Raw genomic sequence first — 26,613 nt, 5'->3', positions numbered from 1 at the left:
TTCCAAGGAGACCCGTCATGCTGATGCCCCGCCAACCCGTACCCACGCTGCACGTGCCCACGCTCGCCCATGGCAACTTCAAGCTGGCCGAGGACGCTGCGCCGAACTTCACCCTGGTCGTGTTCTACCGCGGCCTGCATTGCCCGATCTGCCTGAAGTACCTGCTGGAGTTAGGCCGGCTGCAGCCCGAGTTCGAAAAGCGCGGCGTGAAGGTCATCGCCCTGTCCAGCGACGGCCGCGAACGCGCGCAGGCGATGGCTGACAAGCTGAACGCGCCCGGCCTGCGCATGGGGTACGACCTCGGCTTGGCGAGCGCGCGCGCGTGGGGCCTGTACGTCAGCACCTCGCGCGGCGTCACGTCGATCGGCATCGAGGAGCCGGCGCTGTTCTCCGAGCCCGGTGTCTTCATCGTTCGCCCGGACGGCACGCTCTACTACGGCGCCGTGCAGACCATGCCGTTCGCGCGGCCGCATTTCGACGAGCTGCTGGCGGCGATCGACTTCGCGCTGGCGAAGGACTACCCGGCCCGTGGCGAGTACGCGGGTGCGGTGTAGCCTCGTCCGCGCGCGTTGTCCGCATCCATCGTGAAGAAGATCCTCCTCCTCATCGTTTCGCACGCGGTGGTGGCCGCCTTGGGCTTCGGCGCGGGCTTCTATACCTTGCCCATCCTCACGGCGCCGCCCGCGCCCGCGCAGGCCGAGGTCACGGCACTGGCCGCCCAAGCGCAGCTCACCGGCCGGTTCAGGCGCAACCTGACAGACAGCGATGCGCTCACTGGGTGAAGGCACGGTGGCGGTGAGCCGCAGCGCTGTGTCACTGCAAGGCAGGATCGCGCCCGGGCCCGACTACAAGCTCTACCTGGCGCCGGAGTTCGTTCAGACCGAGGCCGACTTCCTGCGGCTGAAGGCGAAGATGCTGCGCGTGGGCGACGTGAAGACCTTCGAGAACTTCATCGTGCCGATGCCGGCATCAGCCGACACGACGGCCTACAACACGGTCATCGTCTGGTGCGAATCGTTCGGCCAGTTCATCACGGCGGCCCAGTACCGATGATGCGGATGCGGCAACGCGCGAGAGGCTCTTGCGAAGTCCGCCTGTTACGGGTGGCACGCCCACGATTCGACGCAGGCTCACCCTCGTCGCGATGGCGGGGACTGATCGGGACGCCAGCGCTCGCAGTGTCGAAGCCATTGGTGTTCCAACCTGTGGCGACACGTGAGCCGATGGCGCAGATCGCCGCAGGCGGGCCGACCGGTCTTCTGCGTGTGAGCGTGAACGGCGCCGCTGGTGATGGGCGCCCGCGGATTCGGCGCCTGATTCATCCTGTGCTGATCCGTCGCACGCGGCTTTTCCGCATCATGTAACGGTATCGACCGGTCCATATGCCCGATCACTCCATCGTCACGTCGACATGAACTTAGCTCCAGATGCGCTTCAGCGCCACGGGCCTTCCAAGGTGGCATTCCGCAGGAAGCCGGTGGGCATCTGTGACGCACCGCCGGCCTGCTGATGGGCCTCGAGCAACTGGTCCAGTCGCTGATTTCGCATCACCGTTGAAGGGGCGCCAGTACCGATCACGACCTGCGTAGGCGTGAGCCGGGACGTGGCGGTTTGCGGCGGCCCGCGCGATGCCGCAAGGACCGAGCCCGAGCCTTGCTGGTGTGCCAGCGGTGTCGCTGCTGGTTGAACTCCGTCGCCGCTGACCCAATACCATCCGATGGCTGATGTTGCCGTCAGCGATGCGAAGCCGGCCACCAATTTCCACCAGAACACCGGCTCGTTGGCGCCCGCTGAACGGGGTTCCCCAAGCAAGGCCTCGGGAAAAGGAGCCGGTGCGGGGGACTCCGCAGCGAGTCGATGCTGGAACTTCGCCAAGAAGAAGGAGGTATCGCTACACGAAGGATGGACACCCGACCGCAGCACTTCGCCAACCAACTGGTAGGTGCGCCAGGTCGTACGCAACTCCTCATCGCCACAGACATCGCCGATGGCGTGCGCAAGCTCACCCTCCCGTAGCTGGCCGTCGGCGAGGGCAGAAATCTGTACGTGGCTCGTGGGTGGATGATCCATCTGATTCACCTGCTCCTAGCGCTTGCCGCAACCTGGAAGGTACGCAAATGGGCAGCGCCAACGGGCTAACTCGTGCCCGCAGCAGCGTCTGCTTGGTTCGGCCCTGTATGTCGGTACGTAACTCGCCCCGCCTAAGCCAACAACGTTTCCGGGCCGCCGCGACCATGACCACATGGACGGCCCGTTCGATTCGGGGACCTCGTCGAAGATGGATTCTTTCCCAGGGCGAGAAGTTCTTTGATTTTTCGCCGGGGGTGCCCCAGACGGCTATGGGCCCCAACGGTCGAGGATCAAGAAGATATCGACAAGCTGGTGGTGTTGAAGGGCACGGAGCTGATTGAGGCAGAGTTCCAAGATGCGCCGACCATCGGGCGCGCACCGGTATGACGATCCTGCGGTGGTCCTGCGGTGGTCCTGCGGGTGACCGAAAGGGGCCGCGCGCCAATGAGAACGGCGTGCGCTGCCTTGAAGGCAGTACGTGGCGGGTGCCACCGGGGACTTGGCGTGATGGGCTAGCAATGCGCTGGCCGCTGAGGTCTACTGTGTTGCGCCCCTCGGGTGGCTGGGAGATATGCGTTGGCCCTTTTTTTGGAAGCCGCCGAAGCCTTGGTCGCCGACTATCTGAACGGACGCACCTTGCCGGAGGCTGTGCACAAGGCTGTAGTGCTTGCGGCCCGAACGCGGCTGATCAATGGGGAGGTGCCCATCCTTGATGAGACGCTGCGTAGCGATATTGACCGCGAGGCGAGTAAACCGATTCCGCCATGAGCTACAAGAATCCGAGGGGTATCGGACTAGGGCCAGCTCCCCCGCACCCCTTGCGGCGAGGAATAGGATTCCGGCGCCCTTGTCTAAGCTTGAAATCTAGGGCTGGCGCGCCATGTCGCCGCCCTCGAACGACTGGTCCGGCCGGATTCCGCCTGCGGGAGCCCGCGCCAGCTGGGGCTCGAGTGCCTCCAGTGACTTCCGCAGCGCCAAGGCCGGTCGCCGCGACTGCACCTGGTTGGCCAGGGCGCAGGCTTGTCGATTAGGGACTGGGGGGAACGTCGTCGTTACCGCGGCGGGTGATTCCGAGGGACGTGGTCGTCGTGTCGGCGGCGCCGGTGTTGTCGATCGCCACTGCGAACGGCAGCCTTCGCGACTCGGCTAAATTGACCACAGAGACCGGCGGGTCGTAGCTCATGGAACCGGCCAATGTCTCGTAGCCACGCGACCTGTACCTTTCGTGCGTGGCGGTGATCGCGGGCATCTCCTTGACGCAGGTGGCACAACTCGTCGCCCAGAAGGTGACCAGCACCACCTTGCCGCGTAACGCTTGCAACTCCCCCTGCTTGCCGTCGAGCAGCGTGTAGACCACGTCCGGCGCCGATTCGCGCGAGCCGGTCAGCTGCACCAACACCGCGCCAACGGCGACCGTCAACGCAACCAGGCCAGCGGTAATGCTCCGGGGGAACTTCATTGGCCAACTCCCACGACTGCGTTGGCAGTATAGGAAGTCGCGCGGAGATTTGCAGGTTTGCGATCAGCGCTTGGAGGCCGCTCGCTCCTGCTCAACGGGTCGGTACGGCAGTTGCGATGCCGCAAACCATCCACGCAGCACGCCACGGCACGAGCGCGTCGATGTGGAAGCCTCTACGCTCTTCGCTTCTGACCGCTTAGGCCGTTCGAAGGTGAAAACCGACACACGCGCCCTTATTAACGCAGATTGCCGGTATGCCCCAGCGAATAGCGGCCGGGCTGAGGCCATACGGTCAACCCGTGCGGTTCACGGCCGACCTTGATCTTGTCGACGCTGCCCGAGCGGGTATCGAAACGGTACACGACATCATCATATCGGCCCGATAGCCACAGATGCGTGCCATCAGCGCTGACATTGCCCATGTCCGGGCTACCACCACCGGGAATGGGCCAGTTCTTGATGACCTTTCGAGTGGCAAAGTCAATCACCGAGACGCTACCTTTGCCCGCTGGTTTGCCGCGGATTTCGTTGGAACCGCGATTGGCCACATACAAGCTCTTGCCGTCGCGACTCGGATACAGCCCGTGGGCGCCGACGCCGGTGGGGATGAAGTCGATCTGCTTGAAGGACTCCGCATCAACCACGTGCACGCCATCGGCCATCATGTCGGCAACGAAGAAAACCTTGCCATCTGGCGATGCACGAACATCCTGCGGCATACCTTGGGTGGTACAGATCTCTGAGCCCAGCTCGCTGGGGTCCGGAACTTTTTTCGGTTTTTTCCCCGGCGCAGCAATGATCGCGAGGACCTCCGGGCGGCTGAAGTATTTGCTCAGCTTGATGGTGCCGACCACCCGCCGATTGACCAGATCTACCTTGGTAATTGCGCCGGCAAACTCGCACGTAAAGAAGGCGACCTTGCCATCGATCGAGAAATCGGCATGGTTAATGCCGCCACATTGCGGCGTTGCTATCGAATATTGCAAACGCATGGTGTTGGGATCGCGGAAGTCCAGCCGTTTGTATGCTTCCGCCACCACGATCGCGGACCGGCCGTCCGGCGACCAATAGAGGTTGTAGGGATCTTCGACGCGAATCGAGGCTCCAGGCTTGCCGGTTTTTGGATCGATTGGCGTCAAGCTGCCGTCGGTGCGTCCTTCCGCATTGTTTGCGACCCACAAAGTGCGCAAGTCCCACGCCGGCACGACATGCTGCGGATTGATGCCGACCTTGAATGTATCGATCACGTTCAACGTCGCCGGGTCGATGACGGACACCGTATTTGCCGTGCGGTTCGGAACGTAGACGCGCTCCAGCGCACCGGAAACCGCAGCGCTCATGTGGCTTGCGCCAATCTCGCTGTACAGGTTCTGAGGGTCAACGACGGCCGGCATTCCAGGCACCGTGATCACTGCCGCGGCGGGGCGGGCCGCATCGGGCGGCGACGACTTGGCGGCGGTCTGGGCCGCGACCCACCAAGCCGCCGATCCCAGCAGGAGGAACAGGATTGAAATTGCTGCTGCACGGTTCTTACGCATCGTCGGCTCCTCAAGTACTCGGTCTATACGGGACGGAATGAAACAGCGCGCTCAACGCGAAGGTCCCTTCGCAGCGCGGATGGCGGCCACCGTCTTCGCCACGATCAAATCGACACCCAATTGACCCAGGGCTGCACTGGAGGCTCGCGGATCGCCTGTGACGCCATTGGCCTCGCTTTCGCGAGGGTCATGTGCAATTTGAGCCGGCCGAACCAAGGTGGCGTCAACGGCCATCATCAACGAGGTGTCGGCCGTGCCTGCATGCACGCCAATCTGAACGTCACTCAATCCCTTGGCCTTGAGTGCCTGCACGTAATCGGTTTGGGTGACGCGGTAGTAGTCGCCGATGAAGTGGGCGCGAGCAGGCGTCGCCGCCCAGTCGCGATTGAGACGCGTCGCCACCGCCTTGAGCTGGGCCTGGTATCCGCCGTGATCACCAACCAGCACCACATCGACAAAGCCGCTTTGCTTGAAACTGCGTGCTGCGCCCTCGAGTACGCCCTTGAAGGCGTCCTCCGGCACCGAGATCGTGCCAGCAAAGCGCATGTGCCCGGTGGGCGGCGCGATGCTGCCTTCGGGCACGTAGGCCACCACCGGCGCGACCAGCGTGTGACCCAGCGAAGCGGCGATCCGTCCTGCCAGCACCTTCACTCGCACGTTGTGTTTGCCCAGGGCCATGTGCGGGCCGCTCTGTTCGGTCCCGCCGACCGGAATGATGATCGTCGTCGTGCCCGCGCGGATGGCATCTCGGGCTTCGGTCGATGTCAACTCCTCAAGGTAGACACTGGTCGAGGCGGACCAGGCTGCGGAGCTGAAAGCGACCGCCCCAATCATGAGCAAGCGAGGTATGGTGAGCATCAATGGTTCGTGTCTGGCTGCGAGTTGGCGTTTTGGCAATTTGAACCTGCGATCACTTGTTCGACCGATGCAAGGAAGGTTCTGCCTTTGGCGGCAAAAAGAGTGTATGAGATCACAATCACGCAGTCAGGATCTCTTGCCATGACCATGAGCGCCCCTCTTCGCAAGCTCACGCTCACCGCCCATGTCACCGCATCGGTTGGGTGGCTTGGCGCGCTTGCTGTTTTTTTCGCTCATACCCTCGCCAGTATGATCAGCCAAGACGAGCAGATGGTGCGTGCGGCATCTCTCGCGATGGATCTAACCGCCTGGTTCGTGATCCTGCCGCTGAGTCTCGCCTCGCTGACAACTGGGCTGATTCAAGCACTGGGTACTGCGTGGGGCTTGTTTCGGCACTATTGGATTCTTTTCAAACTCCTACTAACCGCCGTTGCCACCGGCGTGTTGCTATTGAAGCTGCAGCCAATTAGCTACCTGGCCGACGTGGCGGCAGAGGCGACATTTTCCAGCGCCGACCTCATTGGGCTGCGAACCTCCCTCGTGGTCCACACCGGAGGTGGGCTATTGGTGTTGCTCGCGGCCGTCACGCTGGCGGTATACAAGCCGCGGGGCATGACTCGGTACGGTGTGCGAAAGCAGCGCGAACAGGGCAACGCCAGGGCAGGGTCCGACCTCGGGTCGACCACGAGCACGCCACTCTGGGTGAAAGTCTTTGGCGGAATTGTCATCGTCCTGATCCTGATAGTTGGTGCCATGTTGCTTGGCGGCGGCCATGGCCCAGGCGCCCATGACTAACAAGGCGCTGCACCGGACGGCAATTCCGCTGCGCACCAGCGCGCCGGTGAGCTTTGGCGTTGTGCCCCACCTTCGCTGCCATGAACTCGCTTGAGCTGAAGGTCCCGCCTCCTGCCGTGGCGTTGCTTTTCGGCGTCCTCATGTGGCTCGTGTCCTCGCTGGTCGCGCCGGCTGAAGTGCCGTCCGGCCTTCGCGTATCGGTTGCCCTTGTTCTTGCTTCGGTTGGCCTGGTTTTCGGCCTAGCAGGCATGGTCTTCTTCTGGCGAGCAAGAACCAAGATCAATTCAACTGGGCCCATGGCTACATCGTCTCTGGTCACCAGCGGTGCCTTTCGCCTCACACGCAATCCCATGTACCTCAGCCTTCTGCTCTACATGCTTGTGTGGGTCGCGTACTTGTCAAACTGCTGGCTTTGCTTCTGCCGGTGTTCGTGCTCTACATCAACAAGTTCCAAATCAAGCCCGAGGAGCGCGCGTTGTCCTCGCTCTTTGGTCCACAGTACGCCGCATACAAGAAAAGGGTTCACCGGTGGGTGTGAGGCATAACCGTTCCCATATGGACTCCGTCTCAACCGCAAGAAAGCTGCCCGATATTGATGGCTTGAGGGAAGCGCCCGCCCAAGTTCACGATCGCCTTCATAGGGGCCGTTCGTCGGCGACCTCCCATCGTCGTCGGCCACCGCCTGCTTGTAGTTCCGTAGCACCTCCAGCTCGAAAGTTTTGCAAACGTCGAATCTGTGCGCCGTCGCAACACCTCAACGATGGCTTGTAGCCGCGCGCGACGGCACGAAGCTGGTTTGCGTGGGGTGGAACTGTTTTACCTGCCGATACACAAATCATCATGACGACGCCCCTCGCGAGGTGCTTGGTCTGTCGCCTGCTGATTGGCGTGCTTGTGCCCACCCAGTTGGCGATTGCTGCCTATGGCCTCTCCGGCGAGTCGACGCTGCTTATCGGTGTGGGAGTCGTTTGCTGATCCGCAGGACCGGAGGCCTCAGATGATTCGTGCGAGCTTCGCCCAACGACAGACTCTCCACGCCTGGATGCTCGCATGCGCACTTGGCGTCCTCGCGGCGCCGCCGGTTCGTGCCGGCCAACCGGTGACCCTGACTCACGTCCACGGGCTGTCCTATAGCGCTGACGGAAAGCAGCTCCTGATCCCCAGCCACCATGGCCTTGCCGTGTACGCGGACGGACATTGGTCCAAGGCGGAGGGGCCGGCGCACGATTACATGGGCTTCTCCGCCACGCGCGATGCGCTGTACAGCAGCGGGCACCCGGCGCCGGGTTCCGAGCTGACCGATCCCTTTGGCCTGATCAAGAGCAGCGACGGCGGCAAAACCTGGCAGCAGCTCGGGCTCACGGGCGAGTCGGACTTCCACATACTGGCAACCAGCTTCGCGACCAACGCCGTGTACGTGGCCAACAAAGAGGCAAACACCCGCATGAGCCAAGTCGGCATCTACCACACGCGGACCGACGGCCTCAGGTGGCGACGCGCCGCGGCCAAGGGACTGGGGCGCTGGCTCCATAGCCTGGCCGTGCATCCCACTGACGCTGCCGTCGTCGCCGCCGGCACGGACGAGGGACTCTATCTGTCCCGGAATTCGGCCGAGAGCTTCGAGCGGCTGGTCGGCGGCATGGTGACTGCCGAAAGCTTCGATCTGGATGGGCAGCACTTGTGGTTCAGCACCTATGCCGACAAGGCGGTGCTGGCGAGGATCGTATTGAAGGCCAGGGCCAAGGCCGAAGAGGTGCCGATCCCAGCGCCGACAGACGATGCTGTGGCGTACATCGCGCAGAACCCTGTCCGGCGCGGAGAGATCGCGATCGCGACCTTCAAGCGAAGCGTGTTTCTCAGCAAGGACCAGGGTCGGACCTGGACGCAGATCGCGAAGGGCGGAACGACCCATGAGTGACTCGACGCCACGCCGGCGGCCTCCCGCATCGACGGTTAAGGCTGGCGCGTGCTGCCCAAGCGGTTCGGCAACCGGCACACTGTCTAGTCGTTGTGAAGCGGAGCGGCGTCCAAAGCGGGCTGAGCAACGGTAGCCTACATCTTGGGCCCGCGTTGCCCCCTAGGACAGGTCAAAGCAGCAACCCGCGTAGTACGCTTTGTCGCCGCCGTCGACGAGAGGCACCTCGATCGGCTTGCCCTCGTTGCGCCAGGCGTCGCGCCGCTTGTAGCCGGATTCGGCGAGCTCGGCGAGGAGCTCGTCGTGGTGCTGGATCCGGTAGGGACAGACGGCAAAGCCGATGCTGTTGAGCGTGTAGAGCGTGCGCTCGGGATGCACCGCCGTCGTGTTGAGCACGATGCGCCGTGGCTTCACAGGCAGCGCGGCAATGATCTCGGACATGCGCGTCGGCAGGTACTGCAGGCTGCCCGAGGCGTAGAGCACGTCGCAGCCGCTCGCGTCGCGCCAATCGGTGGTGAAGCTGAGCTGTGCGCTGGCCTCGCGCTGCACCGCGAGCTCCCGGCCGCTCGCCACCACGTTAGGCACGTCGCAGACGGTCCAACGCAGGTCGGCAGGGTAGTTGAGCATGCGGCGGAAGGCGTAGTACTTGATGCCGACATGGCCGCCCAGGTCGAAGATGCTGCGCATGCCGTCGTCGAGCGCGCGGCCGAGCCAGAACAGGCCGGGGTAGTCGTAGAAAGCGACCTGGTGACTGTAGAAGGCGTCCGCCGGGGCGTTGTCGTATCCGATGGCCTTGGAGGGCGGCGCGCCGGCTTCGGCAGCGGCGAAGCTCTCGAAGGAACCCATGAACAGGTCCTCTTCGCGGTTGTCCAGGAACTTGCGCCGGTAGGCAGCTTCGCGGACCGACGACGGCAGCAGACTCAAGTGCATTCTTCCTCCTGTGTATGCGCAACGGAGCCGGGTGTAAAAACTGATGCAAACCCACTCAATAGTTCGTCATCGGGCGGGCCCGACCCCGGAGCATGAAGCGGGGGACGTGGCTGGCGACGGATGGCGGGTGGTTGTAGGATGAAATTGGGCGCTGCTGACGAGGTCGGCTTCTCCTTGGTGCAACAAGCCCGTTCAATAGTTGGACCCGCAGTCCTGCGAGCACCCCGGAATGTGGCAGAGGGCGGCGACGTCCCGAAGCACGCTTAGTAGAGTTCGATGACGAGGACTGCCTGCGGCGCCCATCAACCGTCAGGAGGTTCTCATGCAAGTGCTTTACACGCGCTGTGCGGGCCTGGACGTGCACAAGGACACCATCGTGGCCTGCGTGCGGTGCGTCTCGCCGCCCATGCACCAGGAGGTGCGCAGCTTCGGCACCACAACCACCCAGTTGCTCGAACTGGCCGATTGGCTGGCCGAGCACGACTGCACCCACGTGGCGATGGAGGCCACCGGCGTGTACTGGAAGCCGGTGTGGCATGTGCTGGAGGCCGAGTTCGAGTTGGTGCTGGCCAACGCCGCGCACATTCGCAACGTGCCCGGGCGCAAGACGGACGTCAACGACGCGATGTGGATTGCCGATCTGCTGGCGCACGGCCTCATTCGCTCCAGCTTCGTGCCGCCGCAGGCGATCCAGCAGTTGCGCGACCTCACGCGCACGCGCAAGCAACTCGTGCGGGAGGTCTCCCAGCACTCGCTGCGTATCCAGAAGGTGCTGGAGGACGCCAACCTCAAGTTGGGCAGCGTCCTGTCGGATGTACTGGGCAAGAGCGGCCGTGCGATGCTCGATGCCATCGTGGCCGGCCAGAGCGATCCGGCGCTGCTGGCCGCGCTGGCCCAGGGCACGGCGCGCAACAAGACCGCCGAGTTGCGCGAGGCGCTGCGCGGGCGCATCACCGAGCACCATCGCACGATGCTGCGGCTGCACCTGCAGGTCATCGATGCCTTGCAGCGCACGCTGGGCGAACTGGATGCGGCCGTGGGAAAAGCGCTGGCGCCGATCCGGCAGCGCGCCCGCCTGCTCACGACGATGCCCGGGGTCTCTGACCTGACGGCCAGCGTCGTGGTGGCGGAGATCGGCGTGGACATGTCGCGCTTCCCCACTGCCGGCCATCTGATCTCCTGGGCCGGACTGTGTCCACGCAGCGACGAGAGCGCCGGCAAGCGCCGATCCACCCGCGTGCGCAAGAGCGGCACCTGGATCAAGACCACCCTGGTGACTGCCGCCTGGGCCGCGGTGCGCGTGAAGACCAGCTACCTGCGTGCGCAGTTCCTGCGTATCAAGGCACGCCGCGGAGCCAAGAAGGCCATCCTCGCTGTGGCCGCCTCGATGCTCACCGCCGCGTACCACATGCTTCGCGACGGCACCGAGTACAACGACTTGGGCAGCGAACACTTCGACCGCCAGGATCGAACCAAGATCATCCGTCGCCTCATGAAACGACTTCAAGACCTCGGCTGCGATGTTCCTGCGCTGGTACATACGGGTTAGCGCTTCTTAGTAGGAGCCCGGCGGCGGTGTCGTCACCGGCTTGAAGCGCCGCGCCGATGCGGTCATGTCGACGAGAGGCAGGATCGCGTCGCGCCGACCAGTGGGTCAAGCGCCTTCTTCTCTGCCACATCGAAAGCTGTGGTCATCGCCGGCACCGCGAGATTGCGAAGTTTTGGATTCGCGCCTGCGCAAGCGCCCGTATCGCGTCGCCCCTCTCTTGCGATCGATCACCTGCCACTCCGGATAGGCGAACCGTTCCGAGTCGATGGCGCGTTCATGCAACGAGGTCAAGCTTGCGGGCTTGGGAACGGCAGGAGCGAAACTAATGTCACGACGGCATGGGCAAACCCTCAAGAAACAATTGGTGACATTCGGGGATGCTTCATCTCGCCTGCTTTTGGGCAAGGAGATCGATATGAAGAAACTGATGGTCGCCCTCGTCGCGCTGATGATGAGCGTTGGGGTTTGGGCGCACTCCGGCGGCACGGACAAGAATGGCTGCCACCACGATCGGAAGAGCAGCGGATACCACTGCCATTGAGATAGATCAGCGCGCGGGCCCGCCAAAATCGCGGGCATGCATCTGCGCCGCATCGACCCTCGGCTAGACTTGCGCGATGCGCCGCAGGCTAGCCCTCGTCCTCCTCCTACTTTCTGCGTTCTGGCAGGCCATCGCCATCGGCGGGCAGGCCACCGCGTTTGCAGATGTAGAAGAAATGGCCCACGCCGTCTTGCACTGGCAGGACGAGGCGCATCACCATCACGATGACGGGTCCGTGGCGCAGGACGACTCGGACGAGTCCGTCCAACACGTCGTTGCCGATGGCTGCCTGGGCGCGTCCGCGGTCTGGCTCACGGCTTCCTTTTTCTTTGCACCTGCCGAAGCGCCCCGACCGATGATGGTCAACGAGGCGGCCGGACCCTGGCCGCATGTCGACGGTCCTCGACGACCTCCAAGACTGACGACCTGAAAACGCCACTGCTCACCCCGCGTTCGCGCGCGTGGGCCGTTTTCATGTTGGCGACCCTCGCAGGCTGATCCCAGCACGCATCGCGCGTGCGCGGCCGGCTCGCCGATGTCGCCGTCCCGTCAGTCAGGAGTCTTGTGAAATCCGTTCCATGGCTTGTGTCCTGCACGATCGCAGGAAGCGTGCTCCTTGGGGTCACGGCGCCCGCAGCCGCGCAACCATCCACTTTATCCGTCAGCGCAGCGTCGGCCAGCGTGAGCATCGCCCAGGCCTTCGAAGCGGCCTGGCAGCGCGCCGTCCAATCGCGAGAGACTGAATCCCAGACTCGACGCGCACGCGCAGAGCGGACGGCGGCGTCCAGCCTCTGGGCGGCGCCGCCTGCCGCCGAGCTCAACCACATCAACGACCGCTGGCATTCGAACGCCGGGCGTCGCGAGACGGAGGTGGGCCTCGTGTGGCCACTCTGGTTGCCGGGCCAGCGCGACGCGCGCGCCGCAGCCGCCGATGCCGAACTGAGGCTCTCGGACCTTGGCCTCGAAGCGGCGCGATTGCGCGTGGCCGGACAGGTCCGCGAAGCCGCCTGGAAGCTGTCAGCAGCCCAGGCCGAAGCAATGTCGGTCGCAGCTCAGACGCGCTATCTGCAAGGCATCGCCGATGACGTGCAGCGTCGTGTCCAGGCAGGCGACCTGGCACGGGCTGATGCCTTGGCGGCCCGTGCCGAGTTCCTGGAGGCCAAGGCTGTCCAGAGCGAAGCCGATCAGCGATTGCAGGCGGCTCGCGCGCAGTGGCGAACGCTCACCGGCATCGACGCGATGCCGCAAATGCCGAGCCCGCCAGCGCCGGCTGCTGGAGAGCAGCCGTCGACGACCGGCGAGCATCCCGAACTGCGGCTCGCCACGCAGGCCGTCGAGCGGGCGCGCAAACGCCTGGACGCCGTCAACGTATCGCGACGCGACCCGCCGGAACTCTCGCTTCGGTACCGCGAAGAGGCACCCGGCATGGGTGAGGCGACACAACGTGGCATCGGCATCGGCCTGCGGATACCGTTCGGCACCGACAGCCGCAATGCGCCTCTGCAAGCCGCTGCCTTCGGCGACCTCGATGTGGCGGAGACGACCGAGCAACGCCTGCGCGAGCGACAAGACGCCGAACTCGCTTTGGCGCGTGCAGCCGTGCAAAGCGCCGCGCTGCAACTCGACAGCACGCGCACCCGCGCCGGTCTGCTGCGCGAACGTGCGCAGCTCGTCGACGCCTCGTTCAAGGCAGGCGAAACATCCCTTCCAGACCTGCTGCGAGCCGCCAACGCCGCCGCGCAGGCCGACGCCGCGCTCGCGCGCCAGCAAGCGGGGCTGGGCTTGGCCCATGCCCAACTCCAACAAGCACTCGGACTGTTTCCATGATTCATCTCACACACACCTCCAGCCTCAGGCGCCGCCCCCTGCTGCTGGCCGTCATCATTCCGCTGATGCTGCTGCTGGGTGCCAGCGCCTGGGCCAGCCCGGGGGCCCACGGCCCGAACGGTGAGCACCTCGATGCCCCTGGCCAGACCGTCAGCGGCGGCAACAGCGCTCCGCGCATGGAGGCCAAGTCGGAAACGTTCGAACTGGTCGGCCACCTGCGCGAGGACGAGCTTTCGATGCTCATCAACCGGTTCGAAACCAATGAGCCGGTCCTCGATGCGAAGGTGGAAGTCGAGTCCGGCGCGCTCAAGGCAATCGCCAAATTCCATTCCGATCTGGGCGACTACGCCGTCGACGATGCCGCCTTCCTCAAGGCCCTGAAAGCGCCCGGCGAGCATGCGGTCGTGATCACCGTGCTGGCCGGTGCAGACGCGGATCTGCTGGACGCGACGATCAAGAGCGAAGGAGCCGCCGCGGGCTCCCACGGGCACTCCCATGACGACGAACACGGCCACGGCGTCCCCTTGACCGTCTGGCTCGCACTGGCGCTGCTGGCTGCCGGTGCCGTCATCTATTTCCTCAATCGCCATGCCGGCAGCCGCCCCGGCCTTCCGACCGGAGGTGCCCAATGACGCAGCGACTTCAACTTGCATCCTGCAAACCGGCGCCGTATCGCACGGCGGTGATCGCCGCGCTCGCGGTGCTGCTAAGCCTCGTCGCACCCAGTGCAACGCTTGCAGCGCCCGGCGCGCACGGACCTAACGGAGAGCACCTTGACGCACCGAGCAGCAACAACACATCGGGCCTTGCTCGCCTGCCGGACGGCAGCGTTCAGGTGCCAATGCTGGCCCAGCGCCGCATGGCCATCAGGACCCTTGTGGCCACCGAGGGCGAGGCGGCCGCCACCGTGGAGCTGCCGGGGCGGATCGTGATGGATCCCAACGCCGGCGGCCGCGTGCAAGCTGTGCACGGCGGGCGTATCGAGCCGGGCCCGCGCGGCTTGCCGGTGGCCGGCCAATCGGTACGCCAAGGCGAGCTGTTGGCCTATGTGAAGCACCATGCCGAGCCCTATGCGCTGGCGAACCAGCAATCGCAGCTGGCCGAGCTGCGAAGCAGCCGGGAACTGGCGGCGCAGCGGGTGCAGCGCCTGCAGTCGCTGGAAGGCACGGTGCCTCGCAAAGACATCGAAGCCGCGCGCGCGGAGCTGCAAAGTCTTTCGGCGCGTGAGAAGAGCATCGGTGCGAGCCTCGGCGCGCGCGAAGCGCTCGTGGCGCCCGTGGCCGGTGTGATCGCGAGGGCCGATGCAGTCTCCGGCCAGATCGTGGAAGCGCGCGACGTGCTGTTCGAGGTAGTCGACCCGAGCCGGGTGCTGGTCGAGGCCACGACCGCCGATCCTGGCTTGCCTGCTCGTCTCGGAGACGCTTACCTGCAAGCCACTGCCGGCGTGAAGCTGAAGCTGCTGGGTGCCGCACGCAGCCTGCGCGACGGCGTGCTTCCGCTCACGTTCCGGGCGCAGCCGGACAAGCCTGGCGCAGCCATGCCCTTGGCCATCGGCCAGCCGGTCACCGTCGTGGCGACGCTCACGGAACGCATCAAGGGCTTCGTGCTGCCGGCGCAGGCCGTCGTGCGAAACAGCGCCAACGAGCCCATCGTGTGGATCAAATCTGGCGCCGAGCGCTACATCCCGCAGCCGGTGCAGTACAGTCCGCTGGACGCATCGACCGTGATCATCACCCAGGGACTGGGTGCCGACAATCGCGTGGTGGTGCAAGGTGCTCCGCTGATCGCGCAGATCCGCTGAACGGAGCTTCTGCATGTTCAACTGGATCGTTCACCACAGCCTGCGCGGGCGTCTCTTCGTGCTGGCCGTCGCGGCGCTGCTGCTGGTCTATGGCGCCATCACCGCGTGGCGCACGCGGGTCGACGTCTTTCCGGACCTCAACAAGCCGCTGGTCACCGTGCTCACGGAAGCCGGCGGCATGGCGCCCGAAGAGGTCGAGCAGCTTGTCACCTTTCCCTTGGAGACGGCGCTCAATGGCATGCCGGGCGTGACGCGCGTGCGTTCGATCTCCGGGGTCGGCCTGTCCATCCTCTATGCCGAGTTCGACTGGGACACCGACATCTATCGCAACCGCCAGCTCGTGGCCGAGCGCCTGGCGCTGGTGCGCGAGCAACTGCCAGGTGGCATCACGCCCGCCATGGGGCCGGTGTCCTCGATCATGGGCGAGGTGATGCTGATCGCGCTGCCCCTGGCGGAAGGAAACGGCAAGACGGCCGCGGACCCGATGCGCGCGCGTGAGTACGCCGACTTCGTCCTGCGCCCGCGCCTGCTGTCCATCGCCGGCGTTTCCCAGGTCATTCCGATTGGCGGTGACGTGCGGCAACTGCGCGTCGAACCCGACACGGCCCGCATGGCCCAGTACGGTGTCTCGCTGACCCAGGTCGAGCAGGCGCTGCGCGGCTTCGCGAGCAACGCGGGCGGCGGCTTCATCGACCTCAACAGCCGCGAGTTCCTCATCCGCCATCTCGGCCGCACCAACCGGGTAGAGGATCTGCGCGGAATTGCGGTTGCCTGGAAGGAGGGCCGTCCCGTCCTGCTGGACCAGGTGGCCAATGTGCGTTTCGCAGCCAGTATGAAACGGGGCGATGCCGGCTACAACGGCCTGCCGGCGGTGATCGTCAGCGTGCAAAAGCAGCCCGCCGCGGACACCGTGAAGCTGACGGGCGCCATCGAGACCGCCCTGGGCGAGCTCCAGCAAGGCTTGCCGCCGGGCCTGGCGGCACCCAAGGTGCTGTTCCGCCAGGCCGACTTCATCCAGGCATCGATCAGCAACGTCAGCGAGGCATTGCGAGATGGGGCCATCATGGTTGCGATCGTGCTGTTTGCCTTCCTGCTCTCGGCGCGCACAACTCTGATTTCCCTGGTGGCGATCCCGTTGTCGCTGGCGGTCACCGCGCTGGTGTTCAAGCTGCTGGGCCAGTCCATCAACGTGATGACGCTGGGTGGCCTGGCGATCGCAATCGGCGAGCTGGTCGACGACGCCGTGGTGGATGTGGAAAACATCCTGCGCCGACTCAAGCAGAACCGTGCGGCCGGCAATCCCCTGTCCACGATGGAGGTCGTGCGAAGGGCCAGCGTGGAAGTTCGTTCCGGCATCGTCTATGCGACCGCCATCGTCGTGCTGGTGTTCGTGCCCTTGTTCGCGCTGCCGGGCATCGAGGGACGGTTGTTCTCGCCGCTGGGCATCGCCTACATTGTCTCCATCCTGGCTTCCATGCTGGTGTCGATGACGGTGACTCCAGTGCTGTGCCTCTACCTGCTGCCAACAATGAAGCGCCTGGATCACGGCGACAGCCCGCTGGTCATCCGCCTCAAGCGCTGGGACGAGAAGGTATTGGGCTGGTCTTTCGAGCGCGCCAAGCTGCTGATCGCCATCGCCGCCGTGGCGGTAGCCGCTGCGGCGACCAGCGTGCCGTTCTTCCCGCGCGCCTTCTTGCCGGCCTTCAACGAAGGGTCGTTGGTGCTTGGGATGGTCTTCAATCCCGGCACTGCGCTGGCCGAGGCCAACCGCATGGGATCGCTCGCGGAAACGCTGATCGCCGAGGTGCCCGAAGTCACCCAGGTCGGGCGTCGAACCGGGCGCGCCGAGCTCGACGAGCATGCCGAAGGCGTGCACGCCGCCGAGATCGACGTGGACCTGAAGCGATCCGCGCGCGACCGCGAGACCGTGATGGCGGATATCCGGGCGCGGTTGTCGGTGCTGCCGGCACAGGTGGCAATCGGCCAGCCCATCTCGCACCGCCTGGACCACCTGCTGTCGGGTGTACGCGCGCAAATTGCGCTGAAGATCTTCGGCGACGACACCGATACGTTGCGCGGCCTCGGCGAGCAGATGCGCCAAGGGCTGTCAGGCGTACCCGGCCTGGTCGACCTGACGGTGGAGAAGCAGGTGCTGATTCCCCAGATCACGGTGCGCCTCGATCAGCGCAAGCTGGCGCAGACGGGCTTGTCGCCGGGCGAAGCTGTGCGGGTGCTGCAGGCCTTGACGGACGGGGCACACGGCGCCCAGATTGTGGACGGCCAGCGTCGCTATGACTTGGTGCTGCGCCTGCCGGACGGTCGGCGCAGCCCGCAGGACCTTGCCGCCACGTTGATCGACACCCCGGCCGGCCGCTTGCCGGTCTCGGCGATTGCCACGGTGGAGGAAACCGATGGCCCGAACCAGATCGGACGCGAGAACGGGCGCCGGCGCATCGTGGTCTACGCCAACACCGACGGCTCGGACATGGGACGGGTGATCCAAGATATCCGCAATGTGATCGCCAAGACGCCATTGCCGCCGGGCACCTTCGTGAGCCTGGAGGGGCAGTTCCAGGCCCAGGAGCAGGCGATGAAGCTGATCGTGGGTCTGTCGCTGGTCTCGCTGGCGATGATCTTCCTGGTGCTCTATGCGCGCTACAAGTCCGCGGTGCTGGCCGGAATCATCATGGCCAACATTCCACTCGCCCTCATTGGCAGCGTGGTGGCCATGTGGCTCGCCGGTGTGAGCCTGTCGGTGGCCTCGATGGTGGGTTTCATCACGCTGGCGGGCATCGCGACGCGCAACGGCATCTTGAAGGTCAGCCACTACATCAACCTGTGCCGCTTCGAAGGCGAGAGCTTCGGCATTCCGATGATCGTGCGCGGCTCGCTTGAGCGTCTGACGCCGGTGCTGATGACCGCGCTGGTGGCCGCCTTCGCGCTGACGCCGCTGCTGCTGGCCGCCGATGCGCCGGGCAAGGAAATCCTGCACCCGGTCGCCGTGGTGATCTTCGGCGGCCTGGTCAGCTCGACCGTTCTCGACACGCTGCTCACGCCGGTCCTGTTCTGGCTGCTTGGCCGCCGCGCTGCCGAGCGTTTGCTCGAAGTGGAGGTGCCCGGACCTGGCCTCCAGCCGGTCCCGCAGGAGTCGTACTGAGGTGAGCTGCACGATTCTTGTTTCCATTCCCCAAGGCTTTGCGGCGCCGCCTTGTCAAAGCGCGCCATCCCCTGACCAAAGGACGATCCGATGATCCTGAAAAACTCTCCCTTGCGCCTTCTCGCCGCCGCTGTGGTGCTGACGGCATCGACGCTGAGCGTGAACAACGCGTTTGCGCACGGTGCTGCGAAGCCGCAGCACGGCGGCATCGTGCAAAGCGCGAGCGACCTGTCTTTCGAACTGGTCGCAGCCGGCGACGGCGCCACGATCTACGTCCTCGACCACGAAGACGAGTTCGATACGGCCGGTACGAGCGGCAAACTCACGGTGCTCAACGGCGCAGAAAAATCGGAAGCCGCTCTGAAGCCGGCGGGCGGCAACAAGCTCGAAGCGAAGGGTGTCAAGATGGGCAAGGGGTCCAAGGTGGTGGCCGCGCTGAAGACGGCGGACAAGAAGACCATCACCCTGCGATTCACGCTGAAGTGATCAGCAGCACGCGGCGGCGCCCTCCAGCAGGCGGCGTGGCGTTGGCACTCGTCGTGCTCAACGGCCTGTTGCAAGGCTGCGCCGGTCTGCTGGACGAGCGTGCCCGCTTCCTGGAAGGCTGGCGGCCGGGCAGGGTCGTGCAGATCGATCAAGGGGCCGCCATCCACGTGCGGATCGCCAAGGATTGCCGCAAGATGGTGGCGCCCGACGCCGCGGCGCGAGATCGCTACGTGCTGGTTCGCTACTCCGAGACGCCCAGCCGCTGTGCGTATCGAGTCGCACCGTTGTCCGGCGCTGAAACGATCGAAGTTAGTGATCGGGTTCAAGTCAACATTCAGCACTGTCATGTTCCGCTGGCAATGATCGGTGGCTGAGGGAAATAATCTTTCGAAGGTGGTCGGCGCATGAAGCAACCCCATGCTCATCTACCCGCATTGCGCGGAGGCCTCCTGGCTCTGGTGGCGGCGGCGCTGTTCGGCATCAGCACCCCGCTGGTTCAGCGATTCGGGGCAGGTCTCGGGGCATTCACGACAGCGGCTTTGCTCTATGCGGGTGCTGCTGTCGTGGGAGCGTTTTCGCGACAGCATGTTGAAAAGGAAGCTCGGCTCAAGCGTGGCGACCTTCCACGCCTGCTGTCGATGGCGGCCTTCGGCGCCGTGCTGGGGCCCGTCGCGTTGGCATGGGGCCTGCAACACACCAGCGGTACCGGTGCTTCGCTGATGCTCACCCTCGAAGCCTTGTTCACCGCCTTGCTGGCGCGCGGCTTGTACGGCGAGACCATGGATCGACGCGTCTGGGCCGCCATGCTGCTGCTGCTCGCCGGCGGCATCGCGCTGGTGCTGGACCAGGGCCGCCAGGGCGGAAATCAGCTCTGGGGAGTGCTGGCGGTGCTGCTGGCCACGGTGGCCTGGGGCGCAGACAACACGCTCTCGCGTGCGCTGGCCGAGCGCGACCCGGCACAGGTGGTGCTTGGCAAGGCGGTCCTCGGGGCTGCCGCCACGACAGCGCTGGCGATGCTGTTCGGTGATCCGCTGCCCACGCTCGGCGCGGCGATCGGGCTGCTGGTAGTGGGCGCGACCGGCTATGGACTGAGCCTGCGTTTTTATCTGCTGGCCCAGCGGGCCTTCGGCGCGGCGCGCACAGGCTCTGTTTTTGCGTTCGCGCCATTCATAGGCGCCGCGCTCGCGATGGCGTTGGGGGACCGCAGCGGTAGTTGGATCATGGCGGTGGGCGGTCTGCTCATGGTGCTGGGGGTGGCGCTGCACTTGGCGGAATCGCATGGGCATGCGCACGCGCACGAGGCGTTGGAACACGAGCATGCGCACCAGCATGACGACGGGCACCATAACCACGCGCACGAGGTGATGCCGGCGGGCCCGCACAGCCATCGACACGTGCACGAACCGATGAGCCATGCGCATCCGCATGTGCCGGATGCGCACCATCGGCACGAGCATTGACGGCGAATAGGAACAAGCTGGTCACACGTTTGTCTGATCTGGTTGACCAGCAAGCCGGTGCATCGAGGCCTGCGGCTCAGTCGAGCGTCACCACTGCGACGTACAGTTCCACCACCAGCCAGCCGATCAACGCCGCAGCGCCGATGGCCAGGAGCACTGAAGCAGCTCTGCCCTCAATGCGTCGAAATGCACTGCTTGCCATTGGGCGACCGGTCCCAAGAATTACCTGATAGGCGCTTCATGGAACGATTGTTGATCGCTTGGCGCGCAATGTAAAAGGCACGCTGGGCGCGAGGTTTCGCCGCGCAATGAGAGGAGCTTCGCATAGAGCGTGTCAACCGTCAGCACGCTCGGATGCACCCATTGCGCCGGAAAGAAGGCGCTGCTATGGCCACATCTGGGCGACTCTTGCGGGTCTTGTTCGTTCAGCTGTACCCGCCGATCAGCAGTAGTGCGGTAGTGCGCGTGCTCCAGGTAGGGCCTCGCACAGGGGATTTCTTGTGGTGTGAGCCGGCTACCAGACACTTCGCGGGCCGGCTCGGCGCATTGACTCAAGCGCCCAAAGGACGCTGGCATGGACGCCACAACAGTCCGCAGAGTGCAATCAGGCAGAAGGCCGCCCCGGCATAGAAGGTGGCAGACGCCCCGAGCCGATCCCACAACAGCCCGGCGACCACGCTGGCTACCAGCATCGCCACTCCGCTCACCAGGTTGAAGAACCCGTAGGCGGTGCCGCGCAGATCTGCGGGCGTGGTATCCGCCACCATGGTGGCTAGCAAGCCTTGCGTGATGCCCATGTGCACACCCCACAGGGCGACGCCTGCCAACACGACCCACCAATGATCGCTGGTGGCGAGCACGACGTCGGCCGCGATCAACACGGCCAGGCCGAGCGCCAGCAATTTGGTGTGGCTCATGCGGTCGGAGAGCTTGCCAAAGGGATAGGCCGACAGCGCGTAGATCAGGTTCATCGCTACCATCACGAGGGGCACCAGAGCGACCGCAATGCCGCCTTGCTGTGCTCGCAGCACCAGGAATGCCTCGCTGAACCGCGCCAGCGTGAACACGGCACCGATTCCCACCACCCACCAATACGGCGGGCCAAGCCGCTTCAGGTTTTCTCGGCGGATTGGATTGGTCCGCTTCTCAAGCTGATGATGTTTCGGCTCCCGAAGGCCGAACAAGAGCAGTGCGACAGCCATCAAGCCCGGGACCACTGCCACCCCGAAGACGGCCCGGAAATCATTGGCCCAGAGCAGCATCAAGCCCACCGCCAGCAGCGGACCGAGGAAGGCCCCCACGGTGTCGATCGACTGGCGCAGCCCGAAGGCGGCGCCGCGCAAGTGCGGCGGCGCAATGTCGGCGACCAAGGCATCACGGGGTGCACCGCGTACCCCCTTGCCGACCCGATCCAGCAGCCGGGCCGTCAGCACAATGCCGATCGTAGGGGCCAGCGCGAACAGCGGTTTGGACAGTGCCCCCAAGGCGTAGCCAAACACGGCCAGCCCTTTTCGCTTGCCGAGATAGTCGCTAAGCGCCCCCGAGAAGACCTTGACGATCAGCGCCGTGGACTCGGCCAGCCCTTCGATCAGACCGACCGCCGAAGCGCTGGCGCCCAAGGTCGAGACCATGAACATCGGCAGCAGGCTATGGATCATTTCCGACGAGATGTCCATCAGCATGCTGACAAAGCCGAGCACCCAAATGCCGGCCGGAATTTGATGCAGGGTGCTGCTGCTTCTTGTGGTCATGGGTTCCGGCGCAGCATTGCTGTCAAAGGGCATGTCAGGCGTGATGGGGGTTGGATCCACTCAGGGCTTGGCATCTCGTTTGGCAGGCCGCTTTGCGGTCGCTCTCTTTGCAGTTGCGGGCCGTCTCGTCGGCGCAGTTTTCGTGTTCTGCTCCCGCTCGAAAACCTCATTGGCATAGCTCTCCAGCAAGGCCTCGCACTCGACCAACTGCTGTTCGGCCCTCGCGCGCGCCGGCGCGCCATAGAAGTCGACGATCTTGATGCGCTCGAGCCAGTTCTTGAGCTTCTTCAGGTCTTCGTTCTCTTTGATCTCAGCGAAGCTGTAGCGGCCAGCCTTGACCTCTTTCTCAATCTCCTTCTTGTAGTCGTCACACTTTTCGAGAAACTCCTCGTAGTCCTGCTCGCGGTCGCGCTTGAAATAGGCCACAACACGTTCCTCCTGCTTGGCGTCGACTGCCTGCGTTTCGAAGATCACCGCCTCGCCGCCCGCTTGCTCGATATCGCTTTGCACCGTGCGCAGCTGACGCTGGTGCTCGCTGCTGGTCGACCTGACACCGGAGTTGCTGCCGCTGCCGAGCTATCTGGACGACCTGGTCATGTTGGCTGGATTGTCCTGGGCGGCGATCCACCTGGTTCTTGCAAACGTCTGGGATGCAAGTTGCGTCCAAGGGGATCATTGGCTGAGGCACGCGTTCGCGTGGATCCAAGTCAGAAACGACGATGTGATTCTGTGCATCGTTCTCGCAGCACTCGCCCTGTGGTTCAAGTTCTGGTTCGGAGGGTGAATTGGCCGGCGAAGCCCCTGGATTTCCCGATCAACGAGAAGCTCGCGGTTGGCAAGAAGGTCGACATCGAGTGCGTTCACAAACATACAAGGAAAACGAGCCTTCGCGGCCCGTTTTTTCTTTCGACCCCCACCCGGTCCGGGCGAGCGCCGAAGCAACCTCTACCAGCGCCTGCCGGCTGTCAGGATGAATTGTGAGGTGCGACGGTGAAGCAACGATTACAAGACCCAACGTCGCTTGCAACCGCCGCTGGATTTCGCTCTTCTTTGTCGGCGGGCCAGCTGAGGTGCTCAGCGGCTCCGCAATGCCGAGAACTGGCGCGCTCAGGCTGGAGGATTTTCTTGTGATCGGCGCTCGAAACGCGAAGCGGGCGTGCCATGCGTAGCGAGCCAAGCCCGCCGTTCCAACTCGCAAGCCTCACAGGTCGCGACTTCAGAGTCGATTTGCGTGACCAGGTCATCGTCCGAACCATAGCGAGCCCCGAGATCGCCGACGAGCGTGACCAAGTCGTGAAGGTGCCGGGACGTAGAAGGCATAGACATTGCGTTCTCCTCGGGGGGACGAAGCTTAGGTCATGTCCTCGGCGCTTGGCAAATCAAGAGGCGATTCGTTTCACCCCGCTCCTTTGCGCGTCAACCGTGGCGGCGCGCTACGGCTGCCTGCAGGCGATGGCGCAGCCATTGCGCGCCCCGCGCCCCGCGGCTCAGGGCGCAGGCACAGCCTCGCGGTTGCCGGGCACGATCATCGGCTGGTAAGAGAAGACATCGCGGCTCTTCGGGTCCACGACGACCTTCAGCCACTGGACGTCGTTGTTGCCGTTGGCCGCATTGTCGCCGAAAGTCTCGACGCGGGTGAAGTTCTCGAGCCGGCGGCCGCGGGCGTCGAGGAACGGCTTGTCGATGCGGAAGTAGTGCGAATCGCCATGCACGTACGCCACCGGGCGCCGGAACGCGATCACCTGTTCGCGCAGGGCCAGGAGGTATTCCTTGTAGCCGTCGGGCGCAGCGTCGGTCTGCTCCAGCGTCAGCGGGTTCCGCACCGGCGCGCGCGTGGGATCGCTCTTGTCCCAGCCGGGGTTGGCCTGGGCAATGATCATGAGCGCCACCGAGCCCGCTTGCGCCGCCGCCGCGAAGGACCCGCGCAGCCACCGGATGTTCGCTGCATTGCGCGCCTGGAACTCCGCAGGGTCCGGGGCCGTGTCGCACAGGTTGTTGCAGGAGCCTGGAATGTTCAGCGTGACGTAGGTGACCCTGCCCACTTTCCAGCGTCGATTCTCGACGCAGGGCACGGCCCCGGCCTGACCGAGGCACAGGGCTTCGGTCTGGACCTCCTGCACGATCGGATCGCGGCCCATCGAGAGCGGCGTGGAGAAGAACACCTGGCGTTCGCGGTCGAGCCGTTCGCGGGAGTTGAAGCCGCCGTTGGCCGGTCGGTCGCAATCGGTCCAGTCGTTGTCGCCCGGCGTGAACATGGCCGCGCCCTGCAGCGTATTGAACCAGCCCACCGCCCGGTGGAAGAGGGCGTCGTCGCACAGGCTACCCGAGCCCTGCTTGAGGTCGCCGTTGTGCACGGTGAACGTCAGCTTCTGCGCGTTCATGTCGGCCAGCAGGTTGGGCAACCCGACGGCTTCCTGGACGGGGGAGTAGGGAAGGTCGCCCCAGAGTCCAATCGCATATGCTGCGTTCGCCTCGCCCTGGTCGGCGTGGGCCGGCAGCGGGATGCAGGCGACCAGGCCGAGGGTGATCAGTCCTGCGCCCAGCCGCGTGGCGAAGCTGTGCAGGCGTCGAAGCAGCGAGCGGGTCATCGGGTGTTCTCCTCCAACGGGCCGGCGGGATCGCCGGGGCGCATCTTGGGGCTCACTCGGTGACGCGCCGATGACATTCGCGGCGCCACCGCCGTGCGGATCGATCACCTTTACCTTGCTCCAGGATCACTTTTTTTCACGGCCATTGAAGTCGCAAACAGGCCAACACAGTCGCAAATGCAGCGGCTAAGCAGGGCAAGAGGGTGGGGCGTTGCCGGTGCGTAGCGCGCGACTCAGAAAGCGACCGATGCGCGCGACCGTTCACGCGATTGAGACCGCGTGCCACGGCAAAATCACCCAATGACTGAACCCGGTGAACTCTCCGACGCTGATCTGCGGGAACGCGCTCTCGCTTGGCGCCGGCAGGCCCTCGAGTGCGTTGCACGCACGGGCATCAGACCGACTACGGACTGGCGCTCGACCGAGAGTTGCCGAACCGCCGTGCCGCGTTCTCAAACTCCTCGTGTGCAACCTCAGTGGGGTCACGGTCGGCTTTTGAAGGGTAGATCTCGATGGCCCAGTCCGCGAGTAGCTCCAGTGGGGCCTCTCCATTGGAGAGCCTGGAAAACTCCTGCGTGAAGCCGCGCAGCCATGCCTCTGCCGGCGAGAGGGTGTAGCCGGCGATGACGATAGGCGCGGCAGGTTTCCACATGGCTCTTGGCGCATTGGCGTATTGCATGTGATGGCGTTAATGCTGGGCCAAGCAATTCTTGTGCGCGCCATGTCCATTTTCAAGCGATCATGGGAGTCCGGCGCGGCGCCTGCGTGTGGACTTTCGGGGCGACGAACCATACTTCAGGCTGACAGTCGGCCGGCGCTGGTAGAGGTTGCTTCGGCAACCGCCCACTCCGGGCGGTTCCTCGATGCCGCCGGCTGTCGCGACCAAGGAGGCCGGCATGCCATCGGACCGTTATGCCGTGAGACTGTTGATTGGTCAGATTTCGTTTTCGTTGATCTCCGATGATTTGTCTGGGCAGTGAGCGCAGGCGCTCAAAGAGGCTCCGTATACGCAAAGGCGATTCGATCGTTGGCCGCCTCGAGCTTTGGCCGCTTCAAGATTTCGATCAGGCCCAGGTTCAGGAGCGCCCGCGCCGCGGCGACCGGATCTTTCAGCGGAGAGAGCTGATGAAGGTGCTGCAAAGCAGTATGGCCGTTGACTCGCAACAGCAACGAGCGTTCGTCCAAGCCCAGCGCAGACGCGCGGAACAACACCTCACGCTGGCCACGAGTGGTGCGCGCCAGGACAATTTGCAGATCTTCTGTATGGTTCATAAAGTTCCAGGGTACGTGTCAGAGAGGCGCAATGCTGGCTGATGTTGCATGCGCGTTTCCCGAAGCGCGACATCAGGCGCAGGGCGGTCAACTCGCCTTCTTGACCCATGCACTGCACCACCCGTTGGCTGCCACCAGCTTGCCCGGGAACAAGGGGCAGCCACCTGTCGCTTCTTTCGGCTTGCCCTGGAATAACTGGCAGTTCGCGCAGGTTTGCGAGACCACGTGCTTGGGGTATTTCTTGGGGTCCACCTTGGTAGTGTCTTGCTTGTAGCCGAGCGCCGTTGCCTGGGGATCGCTTTCTTCCAGCTTGGGCCCCGTAGATTGGGCGTAGACGCCAGTTGCCGCGAGTGCTGAACCTGTGGCGACGACTTGAAGCATGAAGCTCCGACGATTGCTGCTGTTCATGGAATGACTCCGGGTGATCGAAAAATGTTCGGGCAAAAGTTTGCGTGTAAGCGGCGGCAAGTGCCGGTGTCAGGATCGGGGTAACGGCGCACCTCGCGTCGCGACTCTTGCATTCGACGCATGACGGCCGCGAACCGTGCGCACCCGAGCGCGATGCTCAGCATCGCAATGCCCCAGTCCGGCCTCCGTCCGCCTTTCCAGGTGGGAG

At 64.4% G+C, this 26,613-nt stretch carries 27 protein-coding genes; 16 read left to right on the top strand and 11 right to left on the bottom strand.

Annotation, left to right across the window (positions count from 1 at the left end; translation table 11 throughout):
- Positions 1 to 17 precede the first annotated feature (17 nt).
- Genes ACSQ9I_RS36010 through ACSQ9I_RS36000 form a run of 3 tightly spaced genes read left to right on the top strand, consistent with a single transcriptional unit; the run spans position 18 to position 1,053 of the window.
- On the top strand, positions 18 to 554 hold the full coding sequence (locus ACSQ9I_RS36010) for a peroxiredoxin-like family protein (RefSeq protein ID WP_436316742.1): 537 nt from the start codon (positions 18 to 20) through the stop codon (positions 552 to 554).
- A gap of 30 nt (positions 555 to 584) precedes the next feature.
- Complete coding sequence (locus ACSQ9I_RS36005) at positions 585 to 782, top strand: hypothetical protein (RefSeq protein WP_436316741.1); 198 nt, start codon at positions 585 to 587, stop codon at positions 780 to 782.
- The gene (locus ACSQ9I_RS36000; RefSeq protein ID WP_436316740.1) at positions 766 to 1,053 is read left to right on the top strand and encodes a DM13 domain-containing protein; all 288 of its coding nucleotides are present in this window, start codon (positions 766 to 768) and stop codon (positions 1,051 to 1,053) included. The genes ACSQ9I_RS36005 and ACSQ9I_RS36000 overlap by 17 nt, the downstream gene beginning before the upstream one ends.
- 381 nt (positions 1,054 to 1,434) lie before the next feature.
- Here the strand turns inward: ACSQ9I_RS36000 and ACSQ9I_RS35995 are convergent, their stop codons facing one another.
- Positions 1,435 to 2,070, bottom strand: coding sequence for a sigma-E factor negative regulatory protein (locus ACSQ9I_RS35995; protein ID WP_436316739.1), 636 nt, complete (start codon positions 2,068 to 2,070; stop codon positions 1,435 to 1,437).
- Positions 2,071 to 2,646: 576 nt separating this feature from the next.
- Between ACSQ9I_RS35995 and ACSQ9I_RS35990 the strand changes: the two genes are divergently transcribed.
- Entirely contained in the window at positions 2,647 to 2,838 is a 192-nt protein-coding gene (locus tag ACSQ9I_RS35990) for a hypothetical protein (RefSeq protein ID WP_436316737.1), read from the top strand.
- A 259-nt stretch (positions 2,839 to 3,097) separates the two neighbouring features.
- Here the strand turns inward: ACSQ9I_RS35990 and ACSQ9I_RS35985 are convergent, their stop codons facing one another.
- From ACSQ9I_RS35985 to ACSQ9I_RS35975, 3 genes are all read right to left on the bottom strand, one after another.
- Positions 3,098 to 3,529: a TlpA disulfide reductase family protein gene (locus ACSQ9I_RS35985; protein ID WP_436316736.1), complete on the bottom strand. Its 432-nt coding sequence runs from the start codon at positions 3,527 to 3,529 to the stop codon at positions 3,098 to 3,100.
- Between the two features lie 236 nt (positions 3,530 to 3,765).
- Positions 3,766 to 5,067, bottom strand: a complete 1,302-nt coding sequence (locus tag ACSQ9I_RS35980; RefSeq protein ID WP_436316735.1) for a hypothetical protein — start codon at positions 5,065 to 5,067, stop codon at positions 3,766 to 3,768.
- A gap of 51 nt (positions 5,068 to 5,118) precedes the next feature.
- Positions 5,119 to 5,925, bottom strand: coding sequence for a creatininase family protein (locus tag ACSQ9I_RS35975; protein ID WP_436316734.1), 807 nt, complete (start codon positions 5,923 to 5,925; stop codon positions 5,119 to 5,121).
- 141 nt (positions 5,926 to 6,066) lie between these two features.
- On the opposite strand from ACSQ9I_RS35975, the gene ACSQ9I_RS35970 reads away from it, so the two are divergent.
- The gene (locus tag ACSQ9I_RS35970) at positions 6,067 to 6,720 is read left to right on the top strand and encodes a hypothetical protein (protein ID WP_436316733.1); all 654 of its coding nucleotides are present in this window, start codon (positions 6,067 to 6,069) and stop codon (positions 6,718 to 6,720) included.
- 997 nt (positions 6,721 to 7,717) lie between these two features.
- The gene (locus ACSQ9I_RS35965; protein WP_436316732.1) at positions 7,718 to 8,638 is read left to right on the top strand and encodes a F510_1955 family glycosylhydrolase; all 921 of its coding nucleotides are present in this window, start codon (positions 7,718 to 7,720) and stop codon (positions 8,636 to 8,638) included.
- Between the two features lie 159 nt (positions 8,639 to 8,797).
- On the opposite strand, the gene ACSQ9I_RS35960 is transcribed toward ACSQ9I_RS35965, so the two are convergent.
- The gene (locus tag ACSQ9I_RS35960) at positions 8,798 to 9,565 is read right to left on the bottom strand and encodes a TIGR04325 family methyltransferase (protein ID WP_436316731.1); all 768 of its coding nucleotides are present in this window, start codon (positions 9,563 to 9,565) and stop codon (positions 8,798 to 8,800) included.
- A 322-nt stretch (positions 9,566 to 9,887) separates the two neighbouring features.
- Here ACSQ9I_RS35960 and ACSQ9I_RS35955 point away from each other — a divergent pair, with 322 nt between their 5' ends.
- The 10 genes from ACSQ9I_RS35955 to ACSQ9I_RS35910 all read left to right on the top strand — a co-directional run bounded on the left by ACSQ9I_RS35955 (position 9,888) and on the right by ACSQ9I_RS35910 (position 20,386).
- Positions 9,888 to 11,114 carry an IS110 family transposase gene (locus ACSQ9I_RS35955; protein ID WP_436316730.1) on the top strand — a complete coding sequence of 409 codons (1,227 nt, stop codon included), beginning with the start codon at positions 9,888 to 9,890 and terminating at the stop codon, positions 11,112 to 11,114.
- 415 nt (positions 11,115 to 11,529) lie between these two features.
- Entirely contained in the window at positions 11,530 to 11,655 is a 126-nt protein-coding gene (locus tag ACSQ9I_RS35950) for a YHYH domain-containing protein (RefSeq protein ID WP_436316729.1), read from the top strand.
- 76 nt (positions 11,656 to 11,731) lie between these two features.
- On the top strand, positions 11,732 to 12,085 hold the full coding sequence (locus tag ACSQ9I_RS35945) for a hypothetical protein (RefSeq protein WP_436316727.1): 354 nt from the start codon (positions 11,732 to 11,734) through the stop codon (positions 12,083 to 12,085).
- A gap of 86 nt (positions 12,086 to 12,171) precedes the next feature.
- A complete protein-coding gene (locus tag ACSQ9I_RS35940) occupies positions 12,172 to 13,482 on the top strand; it encodes a TolC family protein (protein ID WP_436316726.1) in 1,311 nt (436 codons plus the stop codon).
- 65 nt (positions 13,483 to 13,547) lie between these two features.
- On the top strand, positions 13,548 to 14,114 hold the full coding sequence (locus ACSQ9I_RS35935; protein WP_436316725.1) for a hypothetical protein: 567 nt from the start codon (positions 13,548 to 13,550) through the stop codon (positions 14,112 to 14,114).
- Positions 14,111 to 15,283 (top strand): efflux RND transporter periplasmic adaptor subunit, encoded by a 1,173-nt coding sequence (locus tag ACSQ9I_RS35930; RefSeq protein WP_436316723.1) that lies wholly within the window; start codon positions 14,111 to 14,113, stop codon positions 15,281 to 15,283. Before ACSQ9I_RS35935 ends, ACSQ9I_RS35930 begins: the two co-directional genes overlap by 4 nt.
- Positions 15,284 to 15,296: 13 nt before the next feature.
- On the top strand, positions 15,297 to 18,440 hold the full coding sequence (locus tag ACSQ9I_RS35925; RefSeq protein ID WP_436316722.1) for an efflux RND transporter permease subunit: 3,144 nt from the start codon (positions 15,297 to 15,299) through the stop codon (positions 18,438 to 18,440).
- A gap of 90 nt (positions 18,441 to 18,530) precedes the next feature.
- Positions 18,531 to 18,926, top strand: coding sequence for a hypothetical protein (locus ACSQ9I_RS35920; RefSeq protein WP_436316721.1), 396 nt, complete (start codon positions 18,531 to 18,533; stop codon positions 18,924 to 18,926).
- Between the two features lie 41 nt (positions 18,927 to 18,967).
- Entirely contained in the window at positions 18,968 to 19,300 is a 333-nt protein-coding gene (locus ACSQ9I_RS35915; protein WP_436316720.1) for a hypothetical protein, read from the top strand.
- A 30-nt stretch (positions 19,301 to 19,330) separates the two neighbouring features.
- A complete protein-coding gene (locus tag ACSQ9I_RS35910; RefSeq protein ID WP_436316719.1) occupies positions 19,331 to 20,386 on the top strand; it encodes an EamA family transporter in 1,056 nt (351 codons plus the stop codon).
- A gap of 551 nt (positions 20,387 to 20,937) precedes the next feature.
- Here the strand turns inward: ACSQ9I_RS35910 and ACSQ9I_RS35905 are convergent.
- The 6 genes from ACSQ9I_RS35905 to ACSQ9I_RS35880 form a co-directional block, all read right to left on the bottom strand.
- A complete protein-coding gene (locus ACSQ9I_RS35905) occupies positions 20,938 to 22,137 on the bottom strand; it encodes an MFS transporter (RefSeq protein WP_436316718.1) in 1,200 nt (399 codons plus the stop codon).
- A gap of 60 nt (positions 22,138 to 22,197) precedes the next feature.
- Positions 22,198 to 22,656 (bottom strand): Chromate resistance protein ChrB, encoded by a 459-nt coding sequence (locus ACSQ9I_RS35900; RefSeq protein WP_436317116.1) that lies wholly within the window; start codon positions 22,654 to 22,656, stop codon positions 22,198 to 22,200.
- A 968-nt stretch (positions 22,657 to 23,624) separates the two neighbouring features.
- Positions 23,625 to 24,725 carry a hypothetical protein gene (locus ACSQ9I_RS35895; RefSeq protein ID WP_436316717.1) on the bottom strand — a complete coding sequence of 367 codons (1,101 nt, stop codon included), beginning with the start codon at positions 24,723 to 24,725 and terminating at the stop codon, positions 23,625 to 23,627.
- Between the two features lie 403 nt (positions 24,726 to 25,128).
- On the bottom strand, positions 25,129 to 25,404 hold the full coding sequence (locus ACSQ9I_RS35890) for a hypothetical protein (RefSeq protein ID WP_436316716.1): 276 nt from the start codon (positions 25,402 to 25,404) through the stop codon (positions 25,129 to 25,131).
- 311 nt (positions 25,405 to 25,715) lie between these two features.
- Complete coding sequence (locus ACSQ9I_RS35885) at positions 25,716 to 25,997, bottom strand: hypothetical protein (RefSeq protein WP_436316715.1); 282 nt, start codon at positions 25,995 to 25,997, stop codon at positions 25,716 to 25,718.
- Positions 25,998 to 26,084: 87 nt separating this feature from the next.
- Positions 26,085 to 26,405, bottom strand: a complete 321-nt coding sequence (locus tag ACSQ9I_RS35880; protein WP_436307622.1) for a high-potential iron-sulfur protein — start codon at positions 26,403 to 26,405, stop codon at positions 26,085 to 26,087.
- Positions 26,406 to 26,613: the final 208 nt, after the last annotated feature.

The sequence above is a fragment of the Variovorax sp. LjRoot84 genome (genome assembly GCF_964254305.1).
GTDB lineage: Bacteria > Pseudomonadota > Gammaproteobacteria > Burkholderiales > Burkholderiaceae_C > Variovorax.
The sequence above is the reverse complement of the archived record's forward strand: the minus strand, read 5'-3'. Positions and strand labels throughout refer to the sequence as shown.